This window comes from Sandarakinorhabdus sp. (assembly GCF_041689835.1).
In the GTDB taxonomy this organism is placed as follows: domain Bacteria; phylum Pseudomonadota; class Alphaproteobacteria; order Sphingomonadales; family Sphingomonadaceae; genus Sandarakinorhabdus.
Window position 1 is genome coordinate 1 of record NZ_JBDNFM010000011.1, and the last position, 23,137, is coordinate 23,137.

A 23,137-nucleotide genomic window follows, 5' to 3' on the forward strand; every position below is an offset into this window, starting at 1 on the left:
CTAGCACGAACCTTGTGACCCTCTCCAGCAATAGGCGGGTCATCCAGCAGTAAAACCAATTTGATGAAGGTATCTTACCTGCGAATGGGTTTTGATAACCTTGCATATTCTTTTTGTTAGATGCGACGACAAAATATCGCGCATCCAATTCAGCCATCATCTTACAGACTATGACGCGCTTTCCGGGACTAAGGCCGGCAAAGTGAATGTCGGGCCGTTGATGATTACGAAATTCAGCATTGATCGCGTTCACCCAATCGGTCACTTTGGCTTGGTTTTCAGCGCGAATTACGACCGCTGATAGTATCAGCCACTCACTTGATCCGTTAGGCATTACAAGCGGTTTGACGGCCCTAAGCCCGTCGTCGCCGGCTTCATCAATATATGCTACGTAGCCATAACTGGGATTGGAAAGCGCCATTGTTATGACGGCAACACCAGATTATAAACTGAGTCAAGCAGACCCGTTCAATGATGTCGCTTACGCCGTAAAATTCGACTTTGACGAAGCCCGCAGTCAGAGCGGTTCAATAAGTGCGTGCTGAAGTGCAATCCAATGCATTGGAGACCTAAATGACGCGGACACAGCGGGTTCTGGCGGTAGTCTTTGCGTTGTTTCTGTGGCTCGTCGCATTTGGCGCAATGACCTCCTACAATAGCGACGGATCGTGGATTGCCCTAGCGGCGCTTTTGGCCGGAATGGGGTTTGCGCTATGGGCAGCTAAATCGCCAAAGTCCTAAGTCTGCCAAGCATATAACCGTCGACAAAAGCGGGTGCAGGGGCTGAGCCCCTGCCCGCCGGGGGCGTTCTTTCTTGCTGCTCTGTCCTACACGGGCCGGGCCTGTCATCATTTAAGAGACGGAATTTGGGTTGGGGCCGGCGGCGGGGCGTGGGGCCTTGATTGCCAAGGGAAAAAATCCCCCATTCGGTACGAAACGTCAAAACTGGCAAAGCTGGTGGGGCGGTGGGGTGCCTCGACAGGCTCGCCCTTCGACAAGCTCAGGGTGAGTGGGGTGGGTTTGTGGGCAAAAAAGGGGCGGCTGGTGGGCCGCCCCTTTCGGATTTGGTGCTGGGGGAGACTTCCCCGCTCCCGGTTCCTCCCATGAGGGGGAGGGGCGTTAGTGGCCCGCCAGGGCTGCCAGCAGCAGCAGCGCCACGATGTTGGTGATCTTGATCATCGGGTTCACGGCGGGGCCGGCGGTGTCTTTGTAGGGGTCGCCCACGGTATCGCCGGTGACGGCGGCCTGGTGGGCGGGGGAGCCTTTGCCGCCGTAGGCGCCTTGTTCGATCACCTTTTTGGCGTTGTCCCACGCGCCGCCGCCGGAAGTCATGGAGATGGCAACAAACAGCCCGGAGATGATGACGCCCATGAGCAGCGCGCCGAGCGCGGCAAAGCCGTTGCCCTGGCCGGCGACGGCGGTGATGACGTAATAGACCACGATCGGGGCCAGCACCGGCAGCAGCGATGGCACGATCATTTCCTTGATGGCGCCGGCGGTGACCAGCCCGACGGTGCGGGCATAATCGGGTTTGACTTCGCGGGTGGCGATGCCGGGGTTTTCGCGGAACTGGGCGCGGATATCCTGCGCCACGGCTTGTGCGGTGCGGCCCACCGCTGTCATCGCCATGCCGCCGAACAGATAGGGCAGCAGCGCGCCGAGCAGCAGCCCGACGACCACATAGGGATTGGACAGCGAGAAATCGACCGGCACGTCTTTGAAGAACTGCGCCAGATCTTCGGTATAGGTGGCAAACAGCACCAGTGCGGCCAGCCCGGCCGAACCGATGGCATAGCCCTTGGTCACGGCCTTGGTGGTGTTGCCCACGGCATCCAATGCATCGGTGCGCTGGCGCACTTCCCCATCAAGGCCGGCCATTTCGGCGATGCCGCCGGCGTTATCGGTAACGGGGCCATAGGCATCCAGCGCGACGATCATTCCGGCCAGGGCCAGCATGGCGGTGGCGGCAAAGGCGATACCGATCAGGCCGCCCAGTTTGTAGGTGGCGATGATGCCGGCGACGATCACCAGCGTGGGCAGCGCGGTCGATTCCATCGAAACGGCCAGGCCCTGGATGACGTTGGTGCCGTGGCCGCTATCCGATGCCTTGGCGATGGATTGCACCGGGCGATATTCGGTGCCGGTGTAATATTCGGTGATCCACACGATAAGCGCGGTGACCGCCAAACCAACCAGCATGCAATAAAACAGCGCCCGGCCGGTGAAGCCGCCGACCACGCCGGCCACGGTCACCGGGCCGATTGCCGCCGGATCAGCGCCGATCACGGCGTTCATGTCGGGGAAGATCGCTGCGGTAGCGAACCACAGCGCCGGCACCGACAGCAGGCCGGTGACGATGAGGCCCTTGTACAGCGCGCCCATGATCGAACCGCCACCAAGGCGCACGAAATAGGTGCCGATGATGGAGGTGATGATGCACACGCCGCAGGCCAGCAGCGGCAGGGTCATCAACCGCGCAGCATCGGCGCCGGTGACCAGCAGGGCGCACAGCACCATGGTGGCACCGATGGTGACAACGTAGGTTTCGAACAGATCGGCGGCCATGCCGGCGCAATCGCCCACATTGTCGCCGACGTTATCGGCAATCACGCCGGGGTTGCGATCATCATCTTCATCAAAGCCAAGCTCGTTCTTGCCGACCATATCGGCGCCCACATCGGCCGCCTTGGTGAAGATGCCGCCGCCCAGCCGGGCGAAAATGGAAATGAGCGACGCGCCGAACGACAGCGATACCAGCGCATTGACGACAGCGCGGCTGGTCGGCTCAAGGCCCGAGGTGACTAGCGCATAAAAATAACCGGCGATGGCGAGCAGCGCGAGGCCGGCGACCAGCATGCCGGTGACGGCGCCCGAACGGAACGCCATGGTGAGCCCGGCTTGCAGCGATTCCCGCGCGGCTTCGGCAGTGCGCACGTTGGCACGCACCGAAATGTTCATGCCGATGAAGCCCGTGGCGCCCGACAGCACGGCACCCAGCACAAAGGCCACGGCCGGAATGACCCCAAGCAGCAAGCCGACCAGTGCAGCAACAATGACGCCGACGATGGCGATGGCGGTGTATTGCTTGTTGAGATAGGCGTTGGCGCCTTCCTGAATGGCGGCAGCGATTTCCTGCATGCGGGCATTGCCCGGTGACGCACTCAGCACTTGGCGGGATGTGATCACCCCATAGGCCACCGCGGCCAGGCCGCAGATCATGGCAATTACAACGCTATCCATCGTGATCCATCCCCTTGTGCAAATTCGCCGCTCCGGACAGTGTCGGGCTGGCGAAATTTGTCGCACCATGGACACGGGATTCGGCGAACGCAAGCCGCAAGGCAGCGTTTGCGGGGCGAATTCCGGCACAAAAGCGGCACAAAAAGGGGCTGGGCATGAGCATTACACGGCGCGAAGCGATCTGGCTGGCCGGAGCAGCGGGAGTGGGCACGGGCCTGGCCGGTGCGGGGCAGGCGGCGCTGCCAACCGGCATCATCGCGCCCGACGATGAAGCCGGCTGGCAGCGCATTGCTGCGTTGTATCCCACCACGGGCCCGGTAACGCAGCTGGAGCACGGTTATTGGGGCAATATGGCGTTTCCGGTTGCGGAAACCCACCGGGCAATCTTGGCACGGCTGAACCGTGACACCAGCGCCTATGCGCGCCGGGCGATGCGCAAGGATCAGGACGTGGTTCGGGCGCGGGCCGCGCAGGCGATGGGCGTGCCGCCGGGCGAGATTGGTTTTTGCCGCAATGCCGCCGAAGCGTTGCAGGCGCTGATCAGCCAGTTTCAGGGTGCCCAGGACGGCGATGCGATCCTGTGGTCGGACAATGATTATGACACCAGCCACAATGCGATGCGATCATTGGCGAAAAACCGGCGCGCCGTGCCCGTGCAGGTCGTGCTGCCGCGCGCACCCACCCACGACAATGTGATTGCCGCCTATGCCGAGGCGATCCTGGCAACGCCGCGCCTGAAATTTGTGCTGCTCACCCACGGTACCCACAAAAGCGGTTTGGTGGTGCCGGTGGCGGAGATCGCGGCAATGGCCAAAGCGGCGGGGGCGATGGTGCTGGTCGATTGCGCGCAAAGCTTCCGGCAGCGTCCATTCCTTATCCCCGATTTCGGCGCGGATTTTGTCGTGCTGAATTTCCACAAATGGGTCGGCGCGCCGGTTGGGGTGGCCGGCTATTGGTGCCGGCCGGGCGCCGCCGCCATGATTGCCGCCGCCGCTGCCGAACCCGATGCCAAGCCTGATGATGTGCAGGCCAAGGTGCACCAGGGCACGCTGGATTATGCGCCGCAGCTCACCTTGCCGGCCGCGCTGGATTTTCAGGAACAGGTGCTGCCGATCCCGATGAAACTGGCGCGGCTGCAGTATCTGCGCACTCGCTGGGTGAGCCAGTTGCGCGGGCTGTCCGGCCTGGAAATCATGCTGGGCGATGATCCGCGCACCTTTGGCGCCATCACCAGTTTCCGGATTGCCGGCCACACCAGCACCGCCGACAATATCGCCATCACCGATACGCTGTTGGGTCGCTACAACATCATGACCGTGCACCGCGCCGGACTGGCGGCTGGCGGCTGCGTGCGGGTGACGCCGGCATTGTTCACAACGCCGGCGGAATGTGACCGGCTGGTGGCGGCATTGCGCCAATTGGTGCCGGCAATCGCGCGCGGGTGAAAGCTCAGCCGTGTTCCCAGCCCAGCCGGGCGGGCAGCGGCACCGGCTGGCCAGCAAAACGCAGCGTTAGGCCAGCGCCCGGCAGCACCCGGCCGATGCGCGTCACCGGCGTCGTGCAAAGGCCGCGCGCATCGGTGCCCGCCGGCAGCGAAAACAGCAGTTCATAATCATCCCCGGCCGTCACCCGGGCCAGCAGCTCGTCCAGATTGGCTGCCGGGCGGGACAGCGGCACGGCATCCAGATCGATCGCCAGAGCCACCCCGCTGGCGGCGGCCAGCCTTGCCGCGTCGATCAATAAACCATCCGAAACATCCATGCCCGCGCTCGCCACCCCGCCCAGCGCCGCGCCCAGTGCAAGGCGCGGCGTCGGCCGGCGAAAGCGGTTCAACAGGGCCTTGTCGAACGGCGCCTCCCCCCTGGCGATGGCCAGGCCCAGACCGGCATCGCCAATGGTGCCCGACACCCAAAGCTCGTCACCCGGCACGGCGCCCTTGCGGCCCATTGCCTTGCCCGGTTCCGCCCAGCCCACCGCCGTGCAGCCCAGCACGGCGCGGTCCAGCCCGGTCACCGTATCGCCGCCCCACAGCGAAACACCGAAACTTTCCAATGCCCTGCCCAGTCCGGCCACGAACGCCTCGCGCCAGCTATCGTCCTCCGCCGCCGAAAGCCCCAGCCCCAGCAGCACCCCGGCCGGGGTGGCCGCCATGGCGGCGAGATCGGACAGGTTCACCGCCAGCAGCTTCCACGCCACATCCGATGGCGGCTCATCGCCGATATAATGCACCCCGGCGGCCAGCACATCATGGGTGAGGACGAGGTTGCGGCCCAAGGGCGGGGCCCACACCGCGGCATCGTCAATCAGCCCGCGTGCAGCGGCTGATGTGGCCAACGGGGCCAGCAGGCGGGCGATGAAATCCCGCTCCGGCATCTGCGTCAGCCGCGCACCCGGCGCGCCACCGCATCGAGCAAGCCATTGACGAACTTGGCTTCCTTCTCTTCGTGGAAGGCGTGGGCGACATCGACATATTCGTTGATCACCGTCGCTGCCGGCACGTCAGCGCGCGCCAGCAATTCGTAGACGGCTGCCCGCAACAGCGCGCGCATCGGCCGATCAAGCCGGTTCAACGTCCAGCCTTGCGCCAGGCCGGCCCCAATCAGTTCATCCAGCTCGGCCTGACGGGCCGCAACCCCGGCCACCACGTCGTCGAAAAATGGTTCATCGGCAGCGAGATATTCGGCGCCTTCGATTTCCTGCCCCAGCCGGTGCTTGTGGAACTCGTTCAGCAGCTTGGGCACGTTCTCGCCGCGCATCTCCAGCTGGTACAAGGCCTGCACGGCAGCAAGGCGGGCCGCGGAACGGGCACGATAATCGGGAATGTTGCTCACCGCCGCGGCTTTACGCGATTGTGTGAGGCCCCGGCAAGCGGCACGACTTGTGCAAAACCATCCCCGACTTTTCCACAGGCCTGCCCACCGCGATTTTCAGGCCTCGCCTTGCCGCCGCGCAGCGCTTGCGCGATGACGCTGCGATGGCCAGTCTCCCCCCTTCGATCACCACATTGCGCGTTGTCGATGGCGGCCAAGGCGCACCCACGTTGCCGCAAAACCTCGAAGCCGAAGCCGCCCTGCTCGGCGCGCTGATGATCGACAACCGGCTGGTCGAAGATGTCATCACCAAACTGAAAACCGATCATTTCGCCGACGCGCTGCACGGGCGCATCTATGGCGCCATCCTCACACTTTCGGCCAAGGGCATGGCAGCAACGCCCGTCACCCTGAAACCGATGTTCGAAGCCGATCCGGCCATCGCCGAACTGGGCGGCCCGGGTTATCTGGCAACCCTTACCCAGAACGGCGCGGCGCTTCTGGCGGCGCGAGATTTTGCCCAGCAAATCTATGATCTTGCCTTGCTGCGTGAACTGATCCGCGTCGGCCGCGAGATGGTAACCGAAGCCAGCGACACCAGCCGCGACATCGCCCCGATCACCCAGATCGAAGCCGCCGAAATGGCGCTTTATAAGGTTGCCGAAGCCGGCGAGATCCAGGGCGCGGTGAAAAGCTTTCGTGATGCCGCGATGGCAGCGGTCGCCATGGCCGATCGTGCCAAGCGCTCGGGTGGGCATCTGTCGGGCTACACCACCGGCCTTACCGGCCTGAACGAAAAAATGGGCGGGCTGCACAAATCCGATCTGCTCATCCTTGCCGGCCGGCCGGCGATGGGCAAGACCAGCCTTGCCACCAACATCGCCTTTGCCTGCGCCCAGCGTTTTGCTCAGGATCAGGCGCGCGGGATCGAACCGGAAAAATCATCCGGCGCGCCCGTCGCGTTCTTCAGCCTCGAAATGTCATCCGATCAGCTGGCCACCCGCATCCTGGCCGAACAATCGGAAGTGAACGGCGAATCGCTCAGGATGGGCAAGATCAGCGATGAAGAATTCACCCGGCTGGCCCGCGCCTCCGCCGATCTGGCGGCGCTGCCGCTGTGGATCGACGACACGCCGGCGCTGTCCATCGCCGCTCTGCGCACCCGCGCCCGCCGGCTGAAACGCCAGCACGGCATCGGCCTTGTGGTGGTGGATTATCTGCAACTGCTGTCGGGTTCCAAATCAGGTGGCAGCGAAAACCGCGTGCAGGAAATTTCCGAAATCACCCGCGGCCTGAAAACGCTGGCCAAGGAATTGCAATTGCCGGTGATCGCACTGTCGCAGTTGAGCCGCGCCGTGGAAAACCGCGAAGACAAGCGGCCGCAACTGGCCGATTTGCGCGAATCCGGCACCATCGAGCAGGATTCGGACATCGTGATGTTCGTCTACCGCGAAGAATATTATCACGGCCTGAAACAGCCCGACCCCGAAGAGCCGGAAAAGCATGCCAAGTGGCGTGAAAAGGCCGAAAAAATTTATGGCCTCGCCGAAGTGATCATCGCCAAGCAGCGCCACGGCGCCACCGGCACGGTGCCGCTGACCTTCATCAAGCAGTTCACCAAGTTTGCCGACCGCGCGGAAGGCGATTTCAGCGGCTCCGCTTATTGAGGCGCCGCAACCGAACCGGGCAAAAGCGCCTGAACACCCCGCCGTTTCGCCGCTGTCGGTACTGCCAGAGCCGACGCATCGAACACGGCGTGCATCTTCTGCTCTGGCCAGCAGGCTTTGCGCCTGCCAGAGTTGGCAGCGTTAACAGGCAACGGGGAAGCAAGGGCAGATGAACTGGGCTGAACAGGGTCCGACGCGCCGCGACGTGCTGCACGCCATCGGCATGATGGCCGGCACCGCCGTGCTGTATCAGGCGATGGAGGCGATGGGCCACGCCAAGGAAACCCAGTTTTCCGGCCCGCCCAATTTGCAGGGTGCGCGGCCAGGCACCAAGGTGCTGGTGCTGGGCGCGGGCCTTGCCGGCATGTTGGCAGCCTATGAGCTTACCAAGGCCGGCTATGACGTGCAGATCCTCGAATACAACAACCGCCCGGGTGGCCGGAACTGGTCACTTTATGGCGGCGATACCTACACCGAACTGGGCGGCGCCACTCAGAAGGTCGGCTTTGCGGCCGGCAATTATCTCAACCCCGGCCCGTGGCGCATTCCCTATCACCACCGCGCCCTGCTGCATTATTGCAAGGCCTTCGGGGTCGCGCTGGAACCGTTCATCCAGATGAACCACCAGGCACTGCTGCATTCGTCGAAGGCGTTTGGCGGCAAGCCGATGCGCTACCGCGAACTGGCCGGTGACTGGGATGGCAATGTTGCCGAGTTGCTGGCCAAGGCCATCGACAACAAGGGCCTGAACAGTGTGATGACCGCCGAGGACGGCGACCGGCTGCGCATGGCGCTGCGCGAATGGGGCGCGCTGGATGAGGATTTCAAATATTCCAAAAACTACCGCTCATCGCGCCGGCGCGGTTTTGATCGGCCGCAAGGCGGCGGCGTGCTGGGTGAGCCGATCCCGTCGCAGCCCCATGCATTCAATGACATCATGGATTCGCAGATCTGGCGAACTGTTGCGCAGCACATGAGCATCGATCACCAGCATTCGATGTTTCAGCCGGTGGGCGGCATGGGAATGATCGGCCGCGGCTTTGCCAGGCAGGTCGAAGGCAAGATCCGCTACAACACCAAGGTGACCAGCATCAGCCAGCAGGGCGGCAAGGTGACTGTGGCCTATGCCGACACCAGCAACGACACCGGCACCGGCACCGGCAGCGGCACCACGGGCACCGCCACCGCCGATTACTGCGTCTGCACCATCCCGCTGGGCATCCTCAGCCAGATCGATGTCGATTGCTCGCCGGGGCTGGACGCGGCGATCCGGGCGGTGCCCTATTCCAATTCGGTCAAGGTCGGCCTCGAATTCAAGCGGCGCTTCTGGGAAGAGGAAGAAGCCATTTACGGCGGCATCAGCTTTACCGATCGCGAAATCAGCATGATCTCCTACCCGTCGGGGCGCATGCACAGCGATGGCCCGGCCGTGATATTGGGCGCCTACACATTCGGTGCGCCAAGCTACAAATTTGCCGGCATGACCCCGGAACAGCGGATCGCCCGCGCGCTCGATCAAGGAAGCGTGTTCCATCCCGGCCGCTACAAGGAAGAATTCATCGGCGGCGCCACCGTGGCATGGAGCCGGGTGCCGTTTACCCTGGGCTGCTGCGCGCAGTGGAACGAAGAAACCCGCAAGGAACATTATCAAACGCTGGTGGCAGTCGATAACCGGCTGGTGCTGGCCGGTGAGCACGCCAGCTATATCGGCTGCTGGATGGAAGGCGCGATCCTGTCGTCGCTCGATGCCATCACCCGCTTGCACAGCCGCGCGCTGGAGGCCTGAACATGCGTGTCGCCCTTTTTATTGCCGCCCTGATCGCCAGCCCGGCGCTGGCCCAGAAGCCGGCCAAGGCCCCGCCTCCACCGCATCCGGGCGCCGAAGTGTATCAGAATATCTGCCAGGCCTGCCACATGGCCAACGCGGGTGGCGCGGAAGGCGCCGGCAAGATCACCGCGTTGGCCAAAAACGGCGCGCTGGAAGCGGCAGCCTATCCGATCATGGTCGTCACCGGCGGCAAAGGCGCAATGCCGTGGTTTCGCGGTAGCCTGAACGATCAACAGATCGCCGACGTGATCAACTATGTCCGCAGCAATTTCGGCAACAAATACAAGGACAAGGTGACTGCCGCCATGGTTGCCGAAATCGGCGTGCCGGCCCCCAAGGGCGGCATGCGCGAGCAATAGGCTGGGCGCCAAGGACAGCATGAACGGATTGGCCAAACCACGGCCTCAGGTCCGGTTGTCGGCAGGCTGAATCCGTCCGTGATTTTCAATTGTGAGAGCCGCCGGTTCCCGGCAGGCGCGGTTCAATTTTGCCAGTTTTGACGAATTGTGCGGGATTCCAGTTTTTTCTGCCGCCGGAAACCGCACGGGCAACAACCCCGGACGGAGCCATGATGACAGGGTTTGGCCGCGTAGGACAGGCCAGGTCCCGCAATCCCGGCCTTGTCCAACCAGCTGGCAATCCTGCTTATTTCGCGAAATAATAGTTGTACGCAGGATTGGTGAGGAACGGCTCCAACCGATCGGCCAGCACGAGCGTGCGGAACAGATCGGCAGCTTCCGTGTACTTGCCGGCGGCGAAGAAATTGTCCCCAACCTGGGCCTTGTACACCGCCAGCTGGTCCTCGGTGACGCGGGTTATCAACGCTGCATCCACGGCCTGGCCGCTGTCCAGCGCGGCGCCGTGGGTGCGCCATTGCCACAGCTGCGTGCGGCTGATTTCGGCGGTCGCGGCATCTTCCATCAGATTGTGCAGCGGCACGGCGCCCTGCCCGCGCAGCCATGCAGCGACATAACCGATGCCGACATTGATGTTGTTGGTCAGCCCAGCCAGCGTGCGCGGGCCGGGGGCCGGCGTCACCAGATCCGCCAGCGTCGCTTCGCCGGGCGGGATCACCTGCAACTGGTTGGGCGTCGGCATCAACCGGTCGAACACCTCGCGCGCCACGCCCACCAGGCCGGGATGGGCGACCCAGGTGCCATCGTGGCCTAGCGTCGCCTCGCGCTCCTTGTCGGCGCGCACGGCAGCAAAGGCGGCTTCGTTGGCGGCGGTATCGTCCTTGACCGGGATGAAGGCGCTCATGCCGCCCATCGCGTGCGCGCCGCGGCGATGGCACACCCGCACCACGTGGGCGGCATAGGCCGCCATGAACGGCACCTTCATCGTCACCGCCGCGCGGTCGGGCAGCAGCTTGGCGGCGTCGTTCTGGAAGGTCTTGATATAGCTGAAGATATAATCCCAGCGCCCGCAGTTCAGCGCGGTGATGTGATCGCGCAGTTCATACAGGATTTCCTCTGCCATGAAGGCACCGGGCAGGGTTTCGATCAGCACGGTGGCGCGGATGGTGCCCAGCGGCAGGTTCAGCATCGATTGGGCAGATATGAACACATTGTTCCACAGCCGCGCTTCCAGGCTGTGCTCCAGCTTGGGCAGGTAGAAATAGGGGCCGCTGCCCTTGGCCAGCAGCGAAACCGCGTTGTGGAAAAAATACAGGCCGAAATCGAAAATGGCACCCGCGACGCGCTCGCCATCGACGATCATGTGCGCTTCATCGAGGTGCCAGCCGCGCGGGCGGCAGATCAGCACGGCAGTCTTGTCATTGAGCTTGTAGCTCTTGCCCTTGTCTTCGAGGGTGATGGTGCCGGCGGCTGCATCGCGCAGGTTCACCTGGCCCTGCACCATCACGTCCCACGTGGGGGCGGAGGCGTCTTCGAGGCACGCCATGAAGCATTGCGCGCCGCTGTTGAGCGCGTTGATCACCATCTTGCGGTCACACGGCCCGGTGATCTCGACGCGGCGATCGGCCAGATCGGCGGGGGCGGCGCGCACAGCCCAGGAACGGTCTTCACGGATGGACGAATATTCCGGCGCGAAACCGATGAAGCTTTCCTCGTTGATCCATGCCTGCCGCTGGTCGCGGGCGCGCAGCAGCGCCAGCCGGGTGGGATTATACATGCGGTGCAATTGCGCGACGAAGGCCAGCGCTTCGGGCGTGAGAATCGTGTCGTAGCCGGGCTGCATGGCGCCCTTGATTTCAACGCCTTGGAGTCCAGGGAGATCCTGGGCTGGATTGCTGGTCATGATACGCCTTTCAATCATCGGTAAAACGGAATGGAGTGAGGCCGCGCTGGCGTTCGTCGAAGGCCAGGTGGGCATTGGCGGGCGGCAGGCCGCGCTGGCGGCAGGCAGCACGGTGGCAGGCAGGGCAGCCGGGGCCGATCGGTGCAGCCGGGCCGCCCGCATCCACGCCGGCGCTCCACGACAGGGCGGGCGCGTGGGCGATGTCGCAGCCGATGCCGATGGCAAAGCTGGGCCGCGCCCCGCCCCACGGCATCGCGGCGGTGCGCACCGTGCGGGCCACGGTGAGGAAGCGCTGGCCATCTTCCAGCTCGACCAGCTGGCGGCGGATTTCGCCGGGCCGATCAAAGGCATGATAGACGTGCCACAGCGCGCAGCCACCAGCGAGCGGCAGCGGCGATGGGCCGGGCGCGAACGATTTGGAGATGGTGCCGGCGCGGTCCACCCGCAGGAAAAAGAACGGCACGCCGCGGGCGCCGGGGCGATGCAGCGTCATCAATCGGTGCGCCACCTGTTCGAGCCCGCGCCCAAAACGCGCCTGCAACAGTTCGACATCATAGCCGGTTGCCTCGCACGCGGCCAAAAAGCGCCCATAGGGCATCAGCGTGGCAGCGGCCGCATATTTGCCCAGCGCCACCGTGCAGGCCCGCGCCGCCAGCGGGTCGCTGATGCCGGCGGCGGTGATGGTATCGGCGATCTGGGCCTTCAGCTCGATCAGCGCCAGTTGCACCGCGGCGGCAAAGCCCCGGCTGGCGGCGTCCAGCGATTCCGACAATTGCAGTTGCCGTGCGTGCAGATCGAGCCGGCGCAACTGGCCCGGCAGCACTTCGGCCGGCAGCGCACGCACGGTGATGGCGTGGCGGGCGCGCAGCCGGTCCACCACCGCCGCATTGAGATCGGGACCGGACAGGCGCAATTCGTCGGCAAGCTTTTCAGCGGCTTCGTCCAGGGCGGCAAAATAATTTCCCGCCGTGTCGATCATCGCCCTCACGGCCGCCAGCGGGCCGGGCGGCGGGGCAGAGGGCGCCAAGGCCGGGGTAGCAGCAGCGAGTCGCAGCAGCGCATGGGCGATTGCCGGCGATCGGCTGGCGAGATCACGCAGTTCGCTGCGCGGCACGTCGATGCCGATCAGGCGCGGATCGGTGAACAGCTTTGACAAGTCGTCAATCAGTTCGCCGTCTTCATCACCGGTCAGGCTGCGGATATCGAGATCGAAATTCTGCGCCAGCTTGAGCAGGAAACTGGCCGACAGCGGGCGCTGATCCCGCTCGATGAGGTTGAGATAAGAGATTGAAACGCCAAGATCATTGGCCATCCGTGTTTGGGTCAGCCCGCGCTGGGTGCGCAGCCGGCGCACGCGGGCACCGGCAAAGATCTTGCGGCCGTTGCCCAAGGGTTCGGGCGGCACCGGGGCGCCTATTGCAGCACTGGTCGAGGCAGGTATATTTGTCAATATCTTTACAATTTCACACCCACCTCAAGCGAAACCTGTACATTTACACACGATTCTTTGACTGAATTGATTGACCGGGCGGTAGCCGAAGCGCACGGCGTTGACAAGTTTTACCGGCGGGACGTTCGCGATCCCTGCCATTTGTGGGTGGAAGGATTGGCCATGGGCTATCAGGACGAGATCAGGCAGGCCGCGGCCGCCATCACCGGCAAGCCCGGCTGGGAATCGATCGACGCTGCCAGCGTCGCCCGCATGCGCCTGCAAAACCGCTTCCAGTCCGGCCTCGACATCGCGCGGTACACCGCCGCGATCATGCGCCGCGACATGGCTGCCTATGATGCGGATCCGGCCGCCTACACCCAGTCGCTGGGCTGCTGGCACGGCTTCATCGGCCAACAAAAACTGATTTCGATCAAGAAGCATTTCGGCACCACCGACAAACGTTACCTTTATCTGTCGGGCTGGATGATCGCGGCGCTGCGCAGCGATTTCGGCCCGTTGCCCGACCAGTCGATGCACGAGAAAACCAGCGTGCCGGCGCTGATCGAGGAGCTTTACACCTTCCTGCGCCAGGCCGACGCCCGCGAACTGGGCATGTTGTTCCGCGATTTCGATGCTGCCCGCGCTGCTGGCGATGCCGTGAAGGCCAAGGCCGTCGAACACCAGATCGACAATTTCCAGACCCACGTGGTGCCGATCATCGCCGACATCGATGCCGGTTTCGGCAATGCCGAGGCCACCTATCTGCTGGCGAAAAAGATGATCGAAGCCGGTGCCTGCGCCCTGCAGATCGAAAACCAGGTTTCCGACGAAAAGCAGTGCGGCCACCAGGACGGCAAGGTGACCGTTCCGCACGAAGACTTCGTCGCCAAGATCCGCGCCATCCGGTATGCCTTTCTGGAACTGGGTGTGGAAGACGGCATCATCGTCGCCCGCACCGACAGCCTGGGCGCCGGCCTCACCAAGCAGATCGCCTTCAGCAACGTGGCCGGCGACATCGGCGACCAGTACAACAGCTTCCTTGATTGCGACGAAATCGACGTTGGCCAGGTCGGCAACGGCGATGTCGTCATCAGCCGCAATGGCAAGCTGCTGCGGCCCAAGCGGCTGCCATCGAACCTGTTCCAGTTCCGTAGCAATTCCGGTGAAGACCGCTGCGTGCTGGATTGCATCAACAGCTTGCAGAACGGCGCCGATCTGTTGTGGATCGAAACCGAAAAGCCGCACATCGGCCAGATCGCCGGGATGGTGAACCGCATCCGCGAGGTGATCCCCACCGCCAAGCTGGTTTACAACAACTCGCCCAGCTTCAACTGGACGCTGAATTTCCGCCAGCAGGTGTATGATGCCCATGTTACCGCCGGCAAGGACGTGAGCGCCTATGACCGCGCCCGGCTGATGAGCGTGGATTACGACACCACCGAACTGGCGCTGGAAGCCGACGAACGCATCCGCACCTTTCAGCGCGATGCCGCCGCGCAGGCCGGCATTTTCCACCACCTGATCACTCTGCCGACATATCACACCGCCGCCTTGTCCACCGACAATCTGGCACGCGAGTATTTCGGCGATGCCGGCATGCTGGGTTACGTGAAGAACGTGCAGCGCGCCGAAATCCGCCAGGGCATTGCCTGTGTGAGGCATCAGAACATGTCCGGTTCGGACATCGGGGACGATCACAAGGAATATTTCGCGGGCGAGGCGGCGTTGAAGGCTGGCGGCACGCACAACACGATGAATCAGTTTGCGGCTTGAGTGCGGCCGAAAATAGCGGCGCTATTTTCAGACTCGCACCAAGCCCGGACGGCGAGCGAAAAAGGCGGGAGCATTCTCCCGCCTTTTTTGACTCGTCCGACCCCGGATCAAGTCCGGGGCAGGCATTGCGGCTTGGCCGCGCACTTCCTTCCTACCCCTTCGGCACCCAAAGCGGACTCGGCGGCTCCGCCGCCGGCCGCGCCCGCCAACTCCAAATCACCGCGTATTCGCCCGCCACCGCGCAATCACCCGGTTCAGCATATCGGCATCATCACCGGTTTTCACCCACAGCTCGCTGAACACCGGATCGTCACTCATCGGCCGTTTGGCGGCTTCCAGTTCATCCAGCCGCACGCGGATCGGGGCCGGCACGCCTTCGCCGGAGATGATGCATTCGCGGTTGCGCAGCGCCGGGATGGCTTCGAGCAGGCTGCGGCCGCCTTCGGGCAGGGCGGCCTTCACGAAATCCTGATCGCGTTCGTTGTTGAGGCGCAGCGAAACGATGGTGCCGCATTGCGACAGCGCGCCTTCGGCCAGATCGGACGGGCGCTGGGTGACAAGGCCCAGCGACACGCCATATTTTCGCCCCTCCTTGGCGATTCGTTCCAGCACATCGCGCACTGGCGAGCGCAGCGAAATGGCCCGGTTGGGGATGTAGCGGTGGGCTTCCTCGCAGATCAGCACGACAGGCCGCCGCCGTTCCCCGCGCGACCACACGGCGAAATCAAAGACGATGCGCGACAGCACCGAAACAACGGCCGTCACGATGCTGGTAGGCACACCGGACAGATCGATCACCGAAATCGGCTTGCCGTCCACCGGCAGGCGCAGCATCTTCGCCATGAAATCAGCCATCGAATCGGTCGAATAGCGCCGATCGAACATGAATTGCTGGCGCGGATCACGCATCACCTGATCAAGCTTGTTGCGGATGCGGATATAGTTGGACGCGTTCTGGTTTTCCGACATCCTGCCCATTTCCGATTGCAACGTGTCAACCAGAACAGACAGCATATAGGGAATCGGCGTGTCGGTGGTGACCGCCGCCAGCCCCTGGGCATAGACCGATTTGGCCCGCGCCATCTGCAGGCAGCGCGCCAGGATATCGCGGTCCATGTCGCGGGCGGCGCCGTCGCTGGTCAGCAGCACTTCGCAATGTTCCTCGAAGTTGAGCAGCCAATAGGGCAATTCGAGATTTTCGACGTTGAACACCATGCCGGTGTGTTCGAACGCCTTGGCATATTCGCCGTGCGGATCGATCATCACGACATGGCCTTCCGGGGCCTTTTCAATGATGCGGTGCAGGATCAACGCGGTGGAGGTGGACTTGCCGGTGCCGGTGGAGCCGACGATGGCGAAATTCTTGGACAAGAAGGTATCGAACAGCAGCGCGGCGCGCACATTGGCGGTGGGATAGACGACACCGATGTGGATGTGCGGACGATCGTCGCCGGAAAACACCCGCGCCGATTCCGGGCTGGACATCGGATAAGCGCGGTTGCCGGCGCGCGGATAGGTGCCGACACCGCGGCCGAAACGTTCGATGCTGCGATCGGGCGCCATGCCGGCTTCGCCAACCAGGTCGACCTCGGCAATCGCCACATTGTCTTGCCAGGTGATGCCGCGCAGGGTCGCAACCACCCAGCGTTCACCCGATTCCACCTTGATCAGGCCGCCCAACATGCCGGCAGATGCGATCACCGCATCGGGATTGTCCTTCAGGCTGGCGGCGGCGGCGATATCGATCCGCAGGCGCAGGTTGCCAGCGGTCACGCCCACCACTTCACCGATCACCGTTTCTTCATGCATGGCGCTTCACTCCCTCGCGGCGCTGATGTGCGCCGATTTGGGTTAAGGATGGCTTACACCCTTCCTCTTTTTACCATGATTGCAAGTCGCGGCCGCCCGCGCCACCATCGGCAAAATTCGCGAGGAGAACGAGATGACCGGCTTTTACCCACACGAGATCGTTGCCGACGGGCTGAGCTTTCCGGAAGGTCCGGTGGCGATGGCCGATGGCAGCGTGCTGGTGGTGGAAATCCGCCCCGGCCGCATCACCCGCGTACACCCCGATGGCAGCACCCAAACCGTGGCAACGCCGGGCGGCGGCCCCAACGGCATGGCGGTGGGGCCGGATGGCGCGCTGTATGTGTGCAACAACGGCGGTTTTGAATGGTACGAACAGGACGGGATGCTGCTGCCGGGCAATGCTGCCGCCGATTACAGCACGGGCCGTATCGAGCGGATCGACATCGCCACCGGCACCGTGGAGCGATTGTACGACAGCTGCGACGGGCACCGCTTGTCAGGCCCCAACGATATCGTGTTCGATGCCCACGGCGGTTTCTATTTCACCGATCTGGGCAAGCATTTTGCCCATCACAGCGATGCCGGCGGGCTGTTTTATGCGCTGCCCGATGGCTCGCGGATCACGCGGCTCATCCATGGCCCGGATTTGAACGGAGTGGGCCTCAGCCCGGACGGCAACACGGTCTATGCTGCCTCCACCAGCCGGCGCGTGGTGCTGGCGTTCGACATCGTTTCCCCCGGCGTGCTGGCGCCCGAGCCGTTGCCGGCAGTGCCCGGCCGCTTTGTGACGACGTGGGCCAACAAGACCTATCTTGATTCGCTCGCCATTGAGGAAAATGGCAACATCGCGCAGGCGACACTGATCGAAAGCGCCGGCATCACCAGCATCGATCCGGCGACGGGCGCGCAGGAATATTTCCCGTTTCCCGATCTGCTCACCACCAACATCTGCTTTGGCGGGGACGACATGATGGATGCGTGGGTGTGCCTTTCCACGACCGGCAAGCTGGCCAGATGCCGGTGGCCGCGGCCGGGCCTCAAACTGAACTACAACGGGTGATCCTCAAGGCCAACGGACTGGATTTCGCCTGCGACGAAGCCGGCAGCGGCGACGACGTGGCGCTGTGCCTGCACGGCTTTCCCGAATCGCGCTTTTCCTGGCGCTATCAGTTGCCGGTGCTGGCGCAGGCCGGCTGGCGCGCGGTGGCACCCGATTTGCGCGGTTACGGCCAGTCGAGCCGGCCCACTGGCAAGGCTGCCTACCATATCGATCACCTCGTCGCCGATGTGGCCGCCATGTTCGAGGCACTTGGCGCGCGCCGCAAACTGCTGATCGCGCATGATTGGGGTGCGGTGATTGCGTGGACGGCGGCGATGCGGCGCGCGGTCCCGCTGGATGGCCTGATCGTCATGAACGTGCCGCACCCGACGGTGTTCGGCGACCTGATCAAGCACTACCGGCCGCAGCAGCTGAAAAGCTGGTATGTCGCCTTCTTCCAGATCCCGTGGCTGCCCGAATTTCTGCTCCGGCAAAACCGGGCGGAAGGCATCGCCAAGGCGTTTCTGAACATGGCGGTGGACAAGGGCCAATTTCCGCCGGACGTGCTGGAGGTCTATCGCCAGAACGCCCTCATCCCCGGCGCGCTGACCGCGATGATCAATTACTACCGCGCCAATTTGAAGATCCTGGACGAGGTGAGCCCGCCCATCGAAATCCCGACGCTGATGCTGTGGGGCGAGGAGGACAAGGCGCTCGATATCAAGCTGACCGAAGGCTACGGCCCGCACGTCAAGGATTTCACCCTCAAGCGCTTCCCGCAGGTGTCGCACTGGGTGCAGCAGGAAGCACCCGATGCAGTGAACGCGGCGATGCTCGTGTGGATGCGGGCGAAGGGGCTGATGGCGGGCTGAGGCGGGCCTCGCCAAAACAATTTGTCATGCTGGCGAAGGCCAGCATCCACTGTGCAGCCATGGCCTATTGCGGCGGCGGTCAGCGCCAGCGGCACGGTGGATGCTGGCCTGCGCCAGCATGACTGGTTTTGCTCGTCAGTGCGCATCCCCCCACGACGCGCCGTGGCCGATCTCCACGCCCAGCGGCACGGTCAGCTCCACCAGCGGCCGGTGCGCGTTCGCCATCACGCTGCGGATCACCGGCTGCACGGCTTCAACCTCGCCTTCGGGCACTTCAAACACCAGTTCATCGTGCACCTGCAACAGCATCCGGGTGCCGGTCAGCCCGGCGGCGGCCAGTGCGCCCGGCATCTGCACCATGGCGCGCTTGATGATGTCGGCGGCGGTGCCCTGCACGCGGGCGTTGACGACGGCACGCTCGGCAAACTGCCGCTCACCCTGGTTCTTGGAGGTGATCAGCGGTGCGTGGCACTTGCGGCCGAACAGGGTGGTGACAAAGCCGGCCTCTTTGGCAAAGGCGATGGTTTCGGCCATGTAGTTGCGGATGCCGGGAAAGCGGCTGAAATACAGCTCGATATAACGCGCTGCCTCAGCCCGATCGATGCCCAGCCGCGCTGCCAGACCAAAGGCGGAAATGCCGTAGATGATGGAAAAATTGATCGTCTTGGCGCGGGCACGGGTGTCACGGTCAACATGCCCGAACACCTCGCGGGCGGTCAGCGCGTGCACATCCTCGTTCGCGGCATACACTGTCTTCAATTCCGGCACGTCGGCGATATGCGCCACCAGCCGCAATTCGATCTGGTTGTAATCCGCCGCCATGATCACATTGCCCGGCGCCGCCACAAAGGCATGGCGGATGCGGCGGCCCAGCTGGGTGCGAATCGGGATATTCTGCAAATTGGGATCGTTCGAACTCAGCCGCCCGGTTGACGTGGCGGCCAGATGGAAATTGGTGTGCACCCGGTCCGTCGCCGGGTTGATCTGGCCTTGCAGCGCATCGGTGTAGGTGGATTTCAGCTTTGAATGCTGGCGCCAGTCCAGCACCTTCTGGGCAATCGGCGCGCCTTCTTCGGCCAGACGCTCCAGCTCGCTGGCATCGGTGGTCCAGGCGCCGGTTTTGCTGCTTTTCTTGCCGCCCTTGTATCCCAGCTTGTCGAACAGGATTTCGCCCATCTGCTTGGGGCTGCCGATGGTGAATTGGGTGCCGGCAAGTTCGTGGATCTCGCCTTCCAGCCGGTTGATCTCCACTTCATAGGCGGCTGACAATCGCACCAGCTCGGCGCGGTCTACCTTGATGCCTTCCATCTCCATCGCGGCAATCACCGGCAGCAGCGGCCGGTCGACGGTTTCGTGGATGGTCGTCACCTGTTCGTTCCACAGCCGGCGGCGAAAGCCCTGCCACAGCCGATACGTCACATCGGCATCTTCGGCGGCATAGGCCGTGGCGCGGGCGAGATCGACTTCGGCAAAGCTTTTCAGCCCCTTGGCTACCTCCTTGTAGGCGATTGGCGCGTGGCCGAGATGGCGGGCCGACAGATCATCCATGCCGTGGTTCCAGCGCCCGGCATCCAGCGCGTACGACAGCAGCATGGTATCGTCATAAGGGGCCAGCACCGGCACACCGTGGCGGGCCAGCACGATCAGATCATATTTCAGATTCTGGCCGATCTTCAGCACCGCCGGGTCCGCCAGCAGCGGGTTCAACCGGGCAATCGCATCGGCCAGCGCCAGTTGCGGCGGGCGCTCCGCGAACATGCCCTCCCCGGTGCCGTGGGCAAGCGGGATATAACAAGCCTTGCCTGGCGCGATGCACAGGCTGATGCCGACCAGATCGCAGCGCATCTGATCGGTGCCGGTGGTTTCGGTGTCCACCGCCGCCGCGCCCAGCCGTGTCGCTTCCGCAATCCACCAGTCCAGCCGTTCCAGTCTCGTCACCGTCTCGTAATCGGCGTGGGTGAAGGCAACCGCATCTGCCGCCACCGCCGTGCTAGGGCGGTGCACGTTTGGCGCCCCGCTGCTGGCCCCGCTGCTGCCCCCGCTGCCGCCCAATTTGGTCAGCATGGCGCGGAAGCCGTGTTTGGTCAGGAAGGCTGCCAACGGCTCGTGCGCCGGCTCCCGCAGGGTCAGCTGGTCCAGCGGAACCGGCAGCGGCAGATCATCCTTCAGCCGCACCAGTTCGCGGGAAAGGCGCGCCATATCCACCGAAGCCGCCAGCGTTTCCTTGAGCTTGGGCTTCTTGATCGCATCGATGTTGGCAATCACGCCTTCAACGCTGCCATATTCGCGGATCAGATCGGCCGCGGTCTTGGGGCCAACGCCCTTCACGCCCGGGATATTGTCGGCCGTGTCACCCATCAGCGCCAGCACCTCGCCCACCTGCTCGGGCGGCACGCCAAATTTCTCGATCACTTCAGCGCGGTCGATCGTCTGGTTTTTCATGGTGTCGAGCATGTTGATGCCGGGGCCGACCAGCTGCATCAGGTCCTTGTCGGACGAAACGATGGTGACGTTCATGCCGGCAGCGCGCGCGGCCACGGCATAGGATGCGATGATGTCGTCCGCTTCCATGCCCGCCTGTTCGAAACACGGCACCGAAAAGGCCCGCACGGCGTCGCGGATTAGCGGAAATTGCGGCACCAGATCTTCGGGCGGCGGCGGCCGATTGGCCTTGTAGCCATCGTACATGTCGTTGCGAAACGTGTGGCTGCCGGCATCGAGCACAACGGCCAGATGGGTTGGCGCCTCGGCCCGGTTGAGCTCGGTGATCAACTTCCACAGCATCGCCGTGAAGCCATAAACCGCGTTCACCGGCGTGCCTTCCGGGTTGGTGAGCGGCGGCAGCCGGTGATAGGCGCGAAAGATGAAGCCGGAACCGTCGACGAGGTAGAGATGCTGGGCCATGCCCACTTGTAGGCCGGTCGCGGCCAAGGCGAAAGCACCCCATTGCCTGCGCGGGCGCGCCTGTGCGAAAACGCCCGTCATGCAAGCGTTCACCACAGTTTCCGGCCAGGCCATTCCGTTTGGCGCTGCCAACATCGATACCGATGTGATCATCCCGGCACGGTTCCTCAAAACCATCACGCGCGCCGGGCTGGGCAAGGGTGCGTTTTGCGTTCTGCGCGAAAACAGCGACAATGTATTCGACCGCAACGCCGGCGCGCCCATCCTGATTGCCGGCGATAATTTCGGCTGCGGTTCCAGCCGCGAGCATGCGCCGTGGGCGCTGGGCGATCTGGGAATTCGCGCGGTGATCTCGCCGGGGTTTGCCGATATCTTTGCCGGCAACGCCTATAAAAACGGCCTGCTACTGGTGACGCTGCCTCAAGAGGCTGTGGACCGGTTGCTGGAGGTTGCGAACGACGGCCATCCGATCACCATCGATCTTGAAAATCAGGTCGTCACCACCCCGTTCCAGGATCGTTTTGAATTCGCGATGGATCCCTTCCGCAAGCAGTGCCTCGTAAGCGGGCAGGACGAAATCGGGCTGACACTGGGCATGAGCCCGGCCATCGCCGCGCACGAGGCGCGATTGTCGGCCGAGCGGCCGTGGCTGGCCGGCGCCGCCTGCCGGGCGGATTGAGCCCTTCATTTGCGGCTGGCACACCGCGCCGGATTGACCTAGTGTGCACGGCGTGCGGCGATCTTTGGCGCTGCAAACGTTTCACGGAACACCCTGGGGAGGGTTACCGGTCTGCTCGCCGCCGCGCACGATGGTGATGCCGGGCAGACCGGGTTTTTCATCTCCCGCATCCAGCCCCGCACCACTCCGGCATTTGACGCTGTTGGCAGCGCTGCCCATTGCCGTTAAGGGCGAAGCATGACCAAAACGCTGCTGCTGCTGCCCGGGGATGGCATTGGCCCCGAAGTCACTGCTGTTGCCCGCCGTGTGGCTGGCCGACTGATCACGGGGGGGCTCGCCCTTGCCGTGGAGGATGCCCTGTTCGGCGGTGCCAGCATCGACGCGCACGGCGTGCCGCTGACCGGCGAAACGCTGGCGCGGGCCAAGGCCCGCGATGCCGTGCTGATGGGCGCGGTGGGCGGGCCGCAGTGGGCCGGCCAGCCGTATGACAAGCGCCCCGAAGCCGGGCTGCTGGGCTTGCGCGGCGGCATGAACGTTTATGCCAATCTGCGCCCGGCGCGCTGTTTCTCGGCGTTGGCCGATGCCTCTTCGCTCAAGCGGGTTTTTGTCGACGGGCTCGACATCCTGTTCGTGCGCGAGCTTACGGGCGGCGTCTATTTCGGGCAGCCGCGCGGGGTGGAAACGCTGGCCTATGGTCAACGCCGCGGCGTCAACACCCACGTTTACACCACCAGCGAAATCCAGCGTGTGGCCCGCGTGGCCTTTGAACTGGCGCGCGGCCGCAAGGGCGAAGTCGTGTCGGCGGAAAAGGGCAATGTGATGGAA

17 protein-coding genes are annotated in these 23,137 nt (G+C 63.6%); 9 read left to right on the forward strand and 8 right to left on the reverse strand.

Annotated features, from left to right (window positions below):
- Both ACESL8_RS00440 and ACESL8_RS00445 read right to left on the reverse strand, forming a co-directional pair.
- Window positions 1–421, reverse strand: a 421-nt coding sequence (locus ACESL8_RS00440; protein WP_372914764.1) for a DUF3800 domain-containing protein, incomplete at its 3' end; no start/stop codon positions are given.
- Window positions 422–1,119: 698 nt separating this feature from the next.
- Window positions 1,120–3,240 (reverse strand): sodium-translocating pyrophosphatase, encoded by a 2,121-nt coding sequence (locus ACESL8_RS00445; protein WP_372914766.1) that lies wholly within the window; start codon window positions 3,238–3,240, stop codon window positions 1,120–1,122.
- A gap of 155 nt (window positions 3,241–3,395) precedes the next feature.
- Between ACESL8_RS00445 and ACESL8_RS00450 the strand changes: the two genes are divergently transcribed.
- Complete coding sequence (locus ACESL8_RS00450) at window positions 3,396–4,685, forward strand: aminotransferase class V-fold PLP-dependent enzyme (protein ID WP_372914768.1); 1,290 nt, start codon at window positions 3,396–3,398, stop codon at window positions 4,683–4,685.
- A gap of 4 nt (window positions 4,686–4,689) precedes the next feature.
- On the opposite strand, the gene thiL is transcribed toward ACESL8_RS00450, so the two are convergent.
- Together thiL and nusB are read right to left on the reverse strand one after the other, a co-directional pair.
- Window positions 4,690–5,613: a thiamine-phosphate kinase gene (gene thiL / locus ACESL8_RS00455; protein WP_372914770.1), complete on the reverse strand. Its 924-nt coding sequence runs from the start codon at window positions 5,611–5,613 to the stop codon at window positions 4,690–4,692.
- 5 nt (window positions 5,614–5,618) lie between these two features.
- The gene (nusB, locus tag ACESL8_RS00460) at window positions 5,619–6,071 is read right to left on the reverse strand and encodes a transcription antitermination factor NusB (RefSeq protein WP_372914772.1); all 453 of its coding nucleotides are present in this window, start codon (window positions 6,069–6,071) and stop codon (window positions 5,619–5,621) included.
- Between the two features lie 143 nt (window positions 6,072–6,214).
- On the opposite strand from nusB, the gene ACESL8_RS00465 reads away from it, so the two are divergent.
- The 3 genes from ACESL8_RS00465 (at window position 6,215) to ACESL8_RS00475 (ending at window position 9,904) form a co-directional block, all read left to right on the forward strand.
- Window positions 6,215–7,717, forward strand: a complete 1,503-nt coding sequence (locus ACESL8_RS00465; protein ID WP_372914774.1) for a replicative DNA helicase — start codon at window positions 6,215–6,217, stop codon at window positions 7,715–7,717.
- 169 nt (window positions 7,718–7,886) lie between these two features.
- On the forward strand, window positions 7,887–9,503 hold the full coding sequence (locus ACESL8_RS00470; protein ID WP_372914776.1) for a flavin monoamine oxidase family protein: 1,617 nt from the start codon (window positions 7,887–7,889) through the stop codon (window positions 9,501–9,503).
- Window positions 9,504–9,505: 2 nt separating this feature from the next.
- Window positions 9,506–9,904, forward strand: coding sequence for a cytochrome c (locus ACESL8_RS00475; protein ID WP_372914778.1), 399 nt, complete (start codon window positions 9,506–9,508; stop codon window positions 9,902–9,904).
- A 286-nt stretch (window positions 9,905–10,190) separates the two neighbouring features.
- On the opposite strand, the gene aceB is transcribed toward ACESL8_RS00475, so the two are convergent.
- A complete protein-coding gene (gene aceB, locus ACESL8_RS00480; protein WP_372914780.1) occupies window positions 10,191–11,804 on the reverse strand; it encodes a malate synthase A in 1,614 nt (537 codons plus the stop codon).
- 10 nt (window positions 11,805–11,814) lie between these two features.
- Window positions 11,815–13,209 carry a short-chain fatty acyl-CoA regulator family protein gene (locus tag ACESL8_RS00485; RefSeq protein ID WP_372914782.1) on the reverse strand — a complete coding sequence of 465 codons (1,395 nt, stop codon included), beginning with the start codon at window positions 13,207–13,209 and terminating at the stop codon, window positions 11,815–11,817.
- Window positions 13,210–13,416: 207 nt separating this feature from the next.
- Between ACESL8_RS00485 and ACESL8_RS00490 the strand changes: the two genes are divergently transcribed.
- Window positions 13,417–15,009, forward strand: a complete 1,593-nt coding sequence (locus tag ACESL8_RS00490) for an isocitrate lyase (protein WP_372914796.1) — start codon at window positions 13,417–13,419, stop codon at window positions 15,007–15,009.
- A gap of 216 nt (window positions 15,010–15,225) precedes the next feature.
- On the opposite strand, the gene ACESL8_RS00495 is transcribed toward ACESL8_RS00490, so the two are convergent.
- The gene (locus tag ACESL8_RS00495) at window positions 15,226–16,818 is read right to left on the reverse strand and encodes an ATP-binding protein (RefSeq protein ID WP_372914784.1); all 1,593 of its coding nucleotides are present in this window, start codon (window positions 16,816–16,818) and stop codon (window positions 15,226–15,228) included.
- 133 nt (window positions 16,819–16,951) lie between these two features.
- Between ACESL8_RS00495 and ACESL8_RS00500 the strand changes: the two genes are divergently transcribed.
- Together ACESL8_RS00500 and ACESL8_RS00505 are read left to right on the forward strand one after the other, a co-directional pair.
- Window positions 16,952–17,878 carry an SMP-30/gluconolactonase/LRE family protein gene (locus ACESL8_RS00500; protein ID WP_372914786.1) on the forward strand — a complete coding sequence of 309 codons (927 nt, stop codon included), beginning with the start codon at window positions 16,952–16,954 and terminating at the stop codon, window positions 17,876–17,878.
- On the forward strand, window positions 17,875–18,729 hold the full coding sequence (locus ACESL8_RS00505; RefSeq protein ID WP_372914788.1) for an alpha/beta fold hydrolase: 855 nt from the start codon (window positions 17,875–17,877) through the stop codon (window positions 18,727–18,729). The genes ACESL8_RS00500 and ACESL8_RS00505 overlap by 4 nt, the downstream gene beginning before the upstream one ends.
- A gap of 135 nt (window positions 18,730–18,864) precedes the next feature.
- On the opposite strand, the gene polA is transcribed toward ACESL8_RS00505, so the two are convergent.
- A complete protein-coding gene (gene polA / locus ACESL8_RS00510) occupies window positions 18,865–21,633 on the reverse strand; it encodes a DNA polymerase I (RefSeq protein WP_372914790.1) in 2,769 nt (922 codons plus the stop codon).
- 79 nt (window positions 21,634–21,712) lie between these two features.
- Here polA and leuD point away from each other — a divergent pair, with 79 nt between their 5' ends.
- Both leuD and ACESL8_RS00520 read left to right on the forward strand, forming a co-directional pair.
- Window positions 21,713–22,312, forward strand: a complete 600-nt coding sequence (gene leuD / locus ACESL8_RS00515; RefSeq protein WP_372914792.1) for a 3-isopropylmalate dehydratase small subunit — start codon at window positions 21,713–21,715, stop codon at window positions 22,310–22,312.
- Window positions 22,313–22,549: 237 nt separating this feature from the next.
- The coding region (locus ACESL8_RS00520; RefSeq protein ID WP_372914794.1) for an isocitrate/isopropylmalate family dehydrogenase at window positions 22,550–23,137 on the forward strand (588 nt) is incomplete at its 3' end.

Bases quoted from the DNA above. Each gene is read 5' to 3' on its own strand.
- thiL (WP_372914770.1), bottom strand. From the start codon at position 5,613: ATGCCGGAGCGGGATTTCATCGCCCGCCTGCTGGCCCCGTTGGCCACA.
- ACESL8_RS00495 (WP_372914784.1), bottom strand. From the start codon at position 16,818: ATGCATGAAGAAACGGTGATCGGTGAAGTGGTGGGCGTGACCGCTGGC.
- aceB (WP_372914780.1), bottom strand. From the start codon at position 11,804: ATGACCAGCAATCCAGCCCAGGATCTCCCTGGACTCCAAGGCGTTGAA.
- ACESL8_RS00500 (WP_372914786.1), top strand. From the start codon at position 16,952: ATGACCGGCTTTTACCCACACGAGATCGTTGCCGACGGGCTGAGCTTT.
- leuD (WP_372914792.1), top strand. From the start codon at position 21,713: ATGCAAGCGTTCACCACAGTTTCCGGCCAGGCCATTCCGTTTGGCGCT.
- ACESL8_RS00450 (WP_372914768.1), top strand. From the start codon at position 3,396: ATGAGCATTACACGGCGCGAAGCGATCTGGCTGGCCGGAGCAGCGGGA.
- ACESL8_RS00465 (WP_372914774.1), top strand. From the start codon at position 6,215: ATGGCCAGTCTCCCCCCTTCGATCACCACATTGCGCGTTGTCGATGGC.
- ACESL8_RS00475 (WP_372914778.1), top strand. From the start codon at position 9,506: ATGCGTGTCGCCCTTTTTATTGCCGCCCTGATCGCCAGCCCGGCGCTG.
- ACESL8_RS00445 (WP_372914766.1), bottom strand. From the start codon at position 3,240: ATGGATAGCGTTGTAATTGCCATGATCTGCGGCCTGGCCGCGGTGGCC.
- polA (WP_372914790.1), bottom strand. From the start codon at position 21,633: ATGGCCCAGCATCTCTACCTCGTCGACGGTTCCGGCTTCATCTTTCGC.
- ACESL8_RS00490 (WP_372914796.1), top strand. From the start codon at position 13,417: ATGGGCTATCAGGACGAGATCAGGCAGGCCGCGGCCGCCATCACCGGC.
- ACESL8_RS00470 (WP_372914776.1), top strand. From the start codon at position 7,887: ATGAACTGGGCTGAACAGGGTCCGACGCGCCGCGACGTGCTGCACGCC.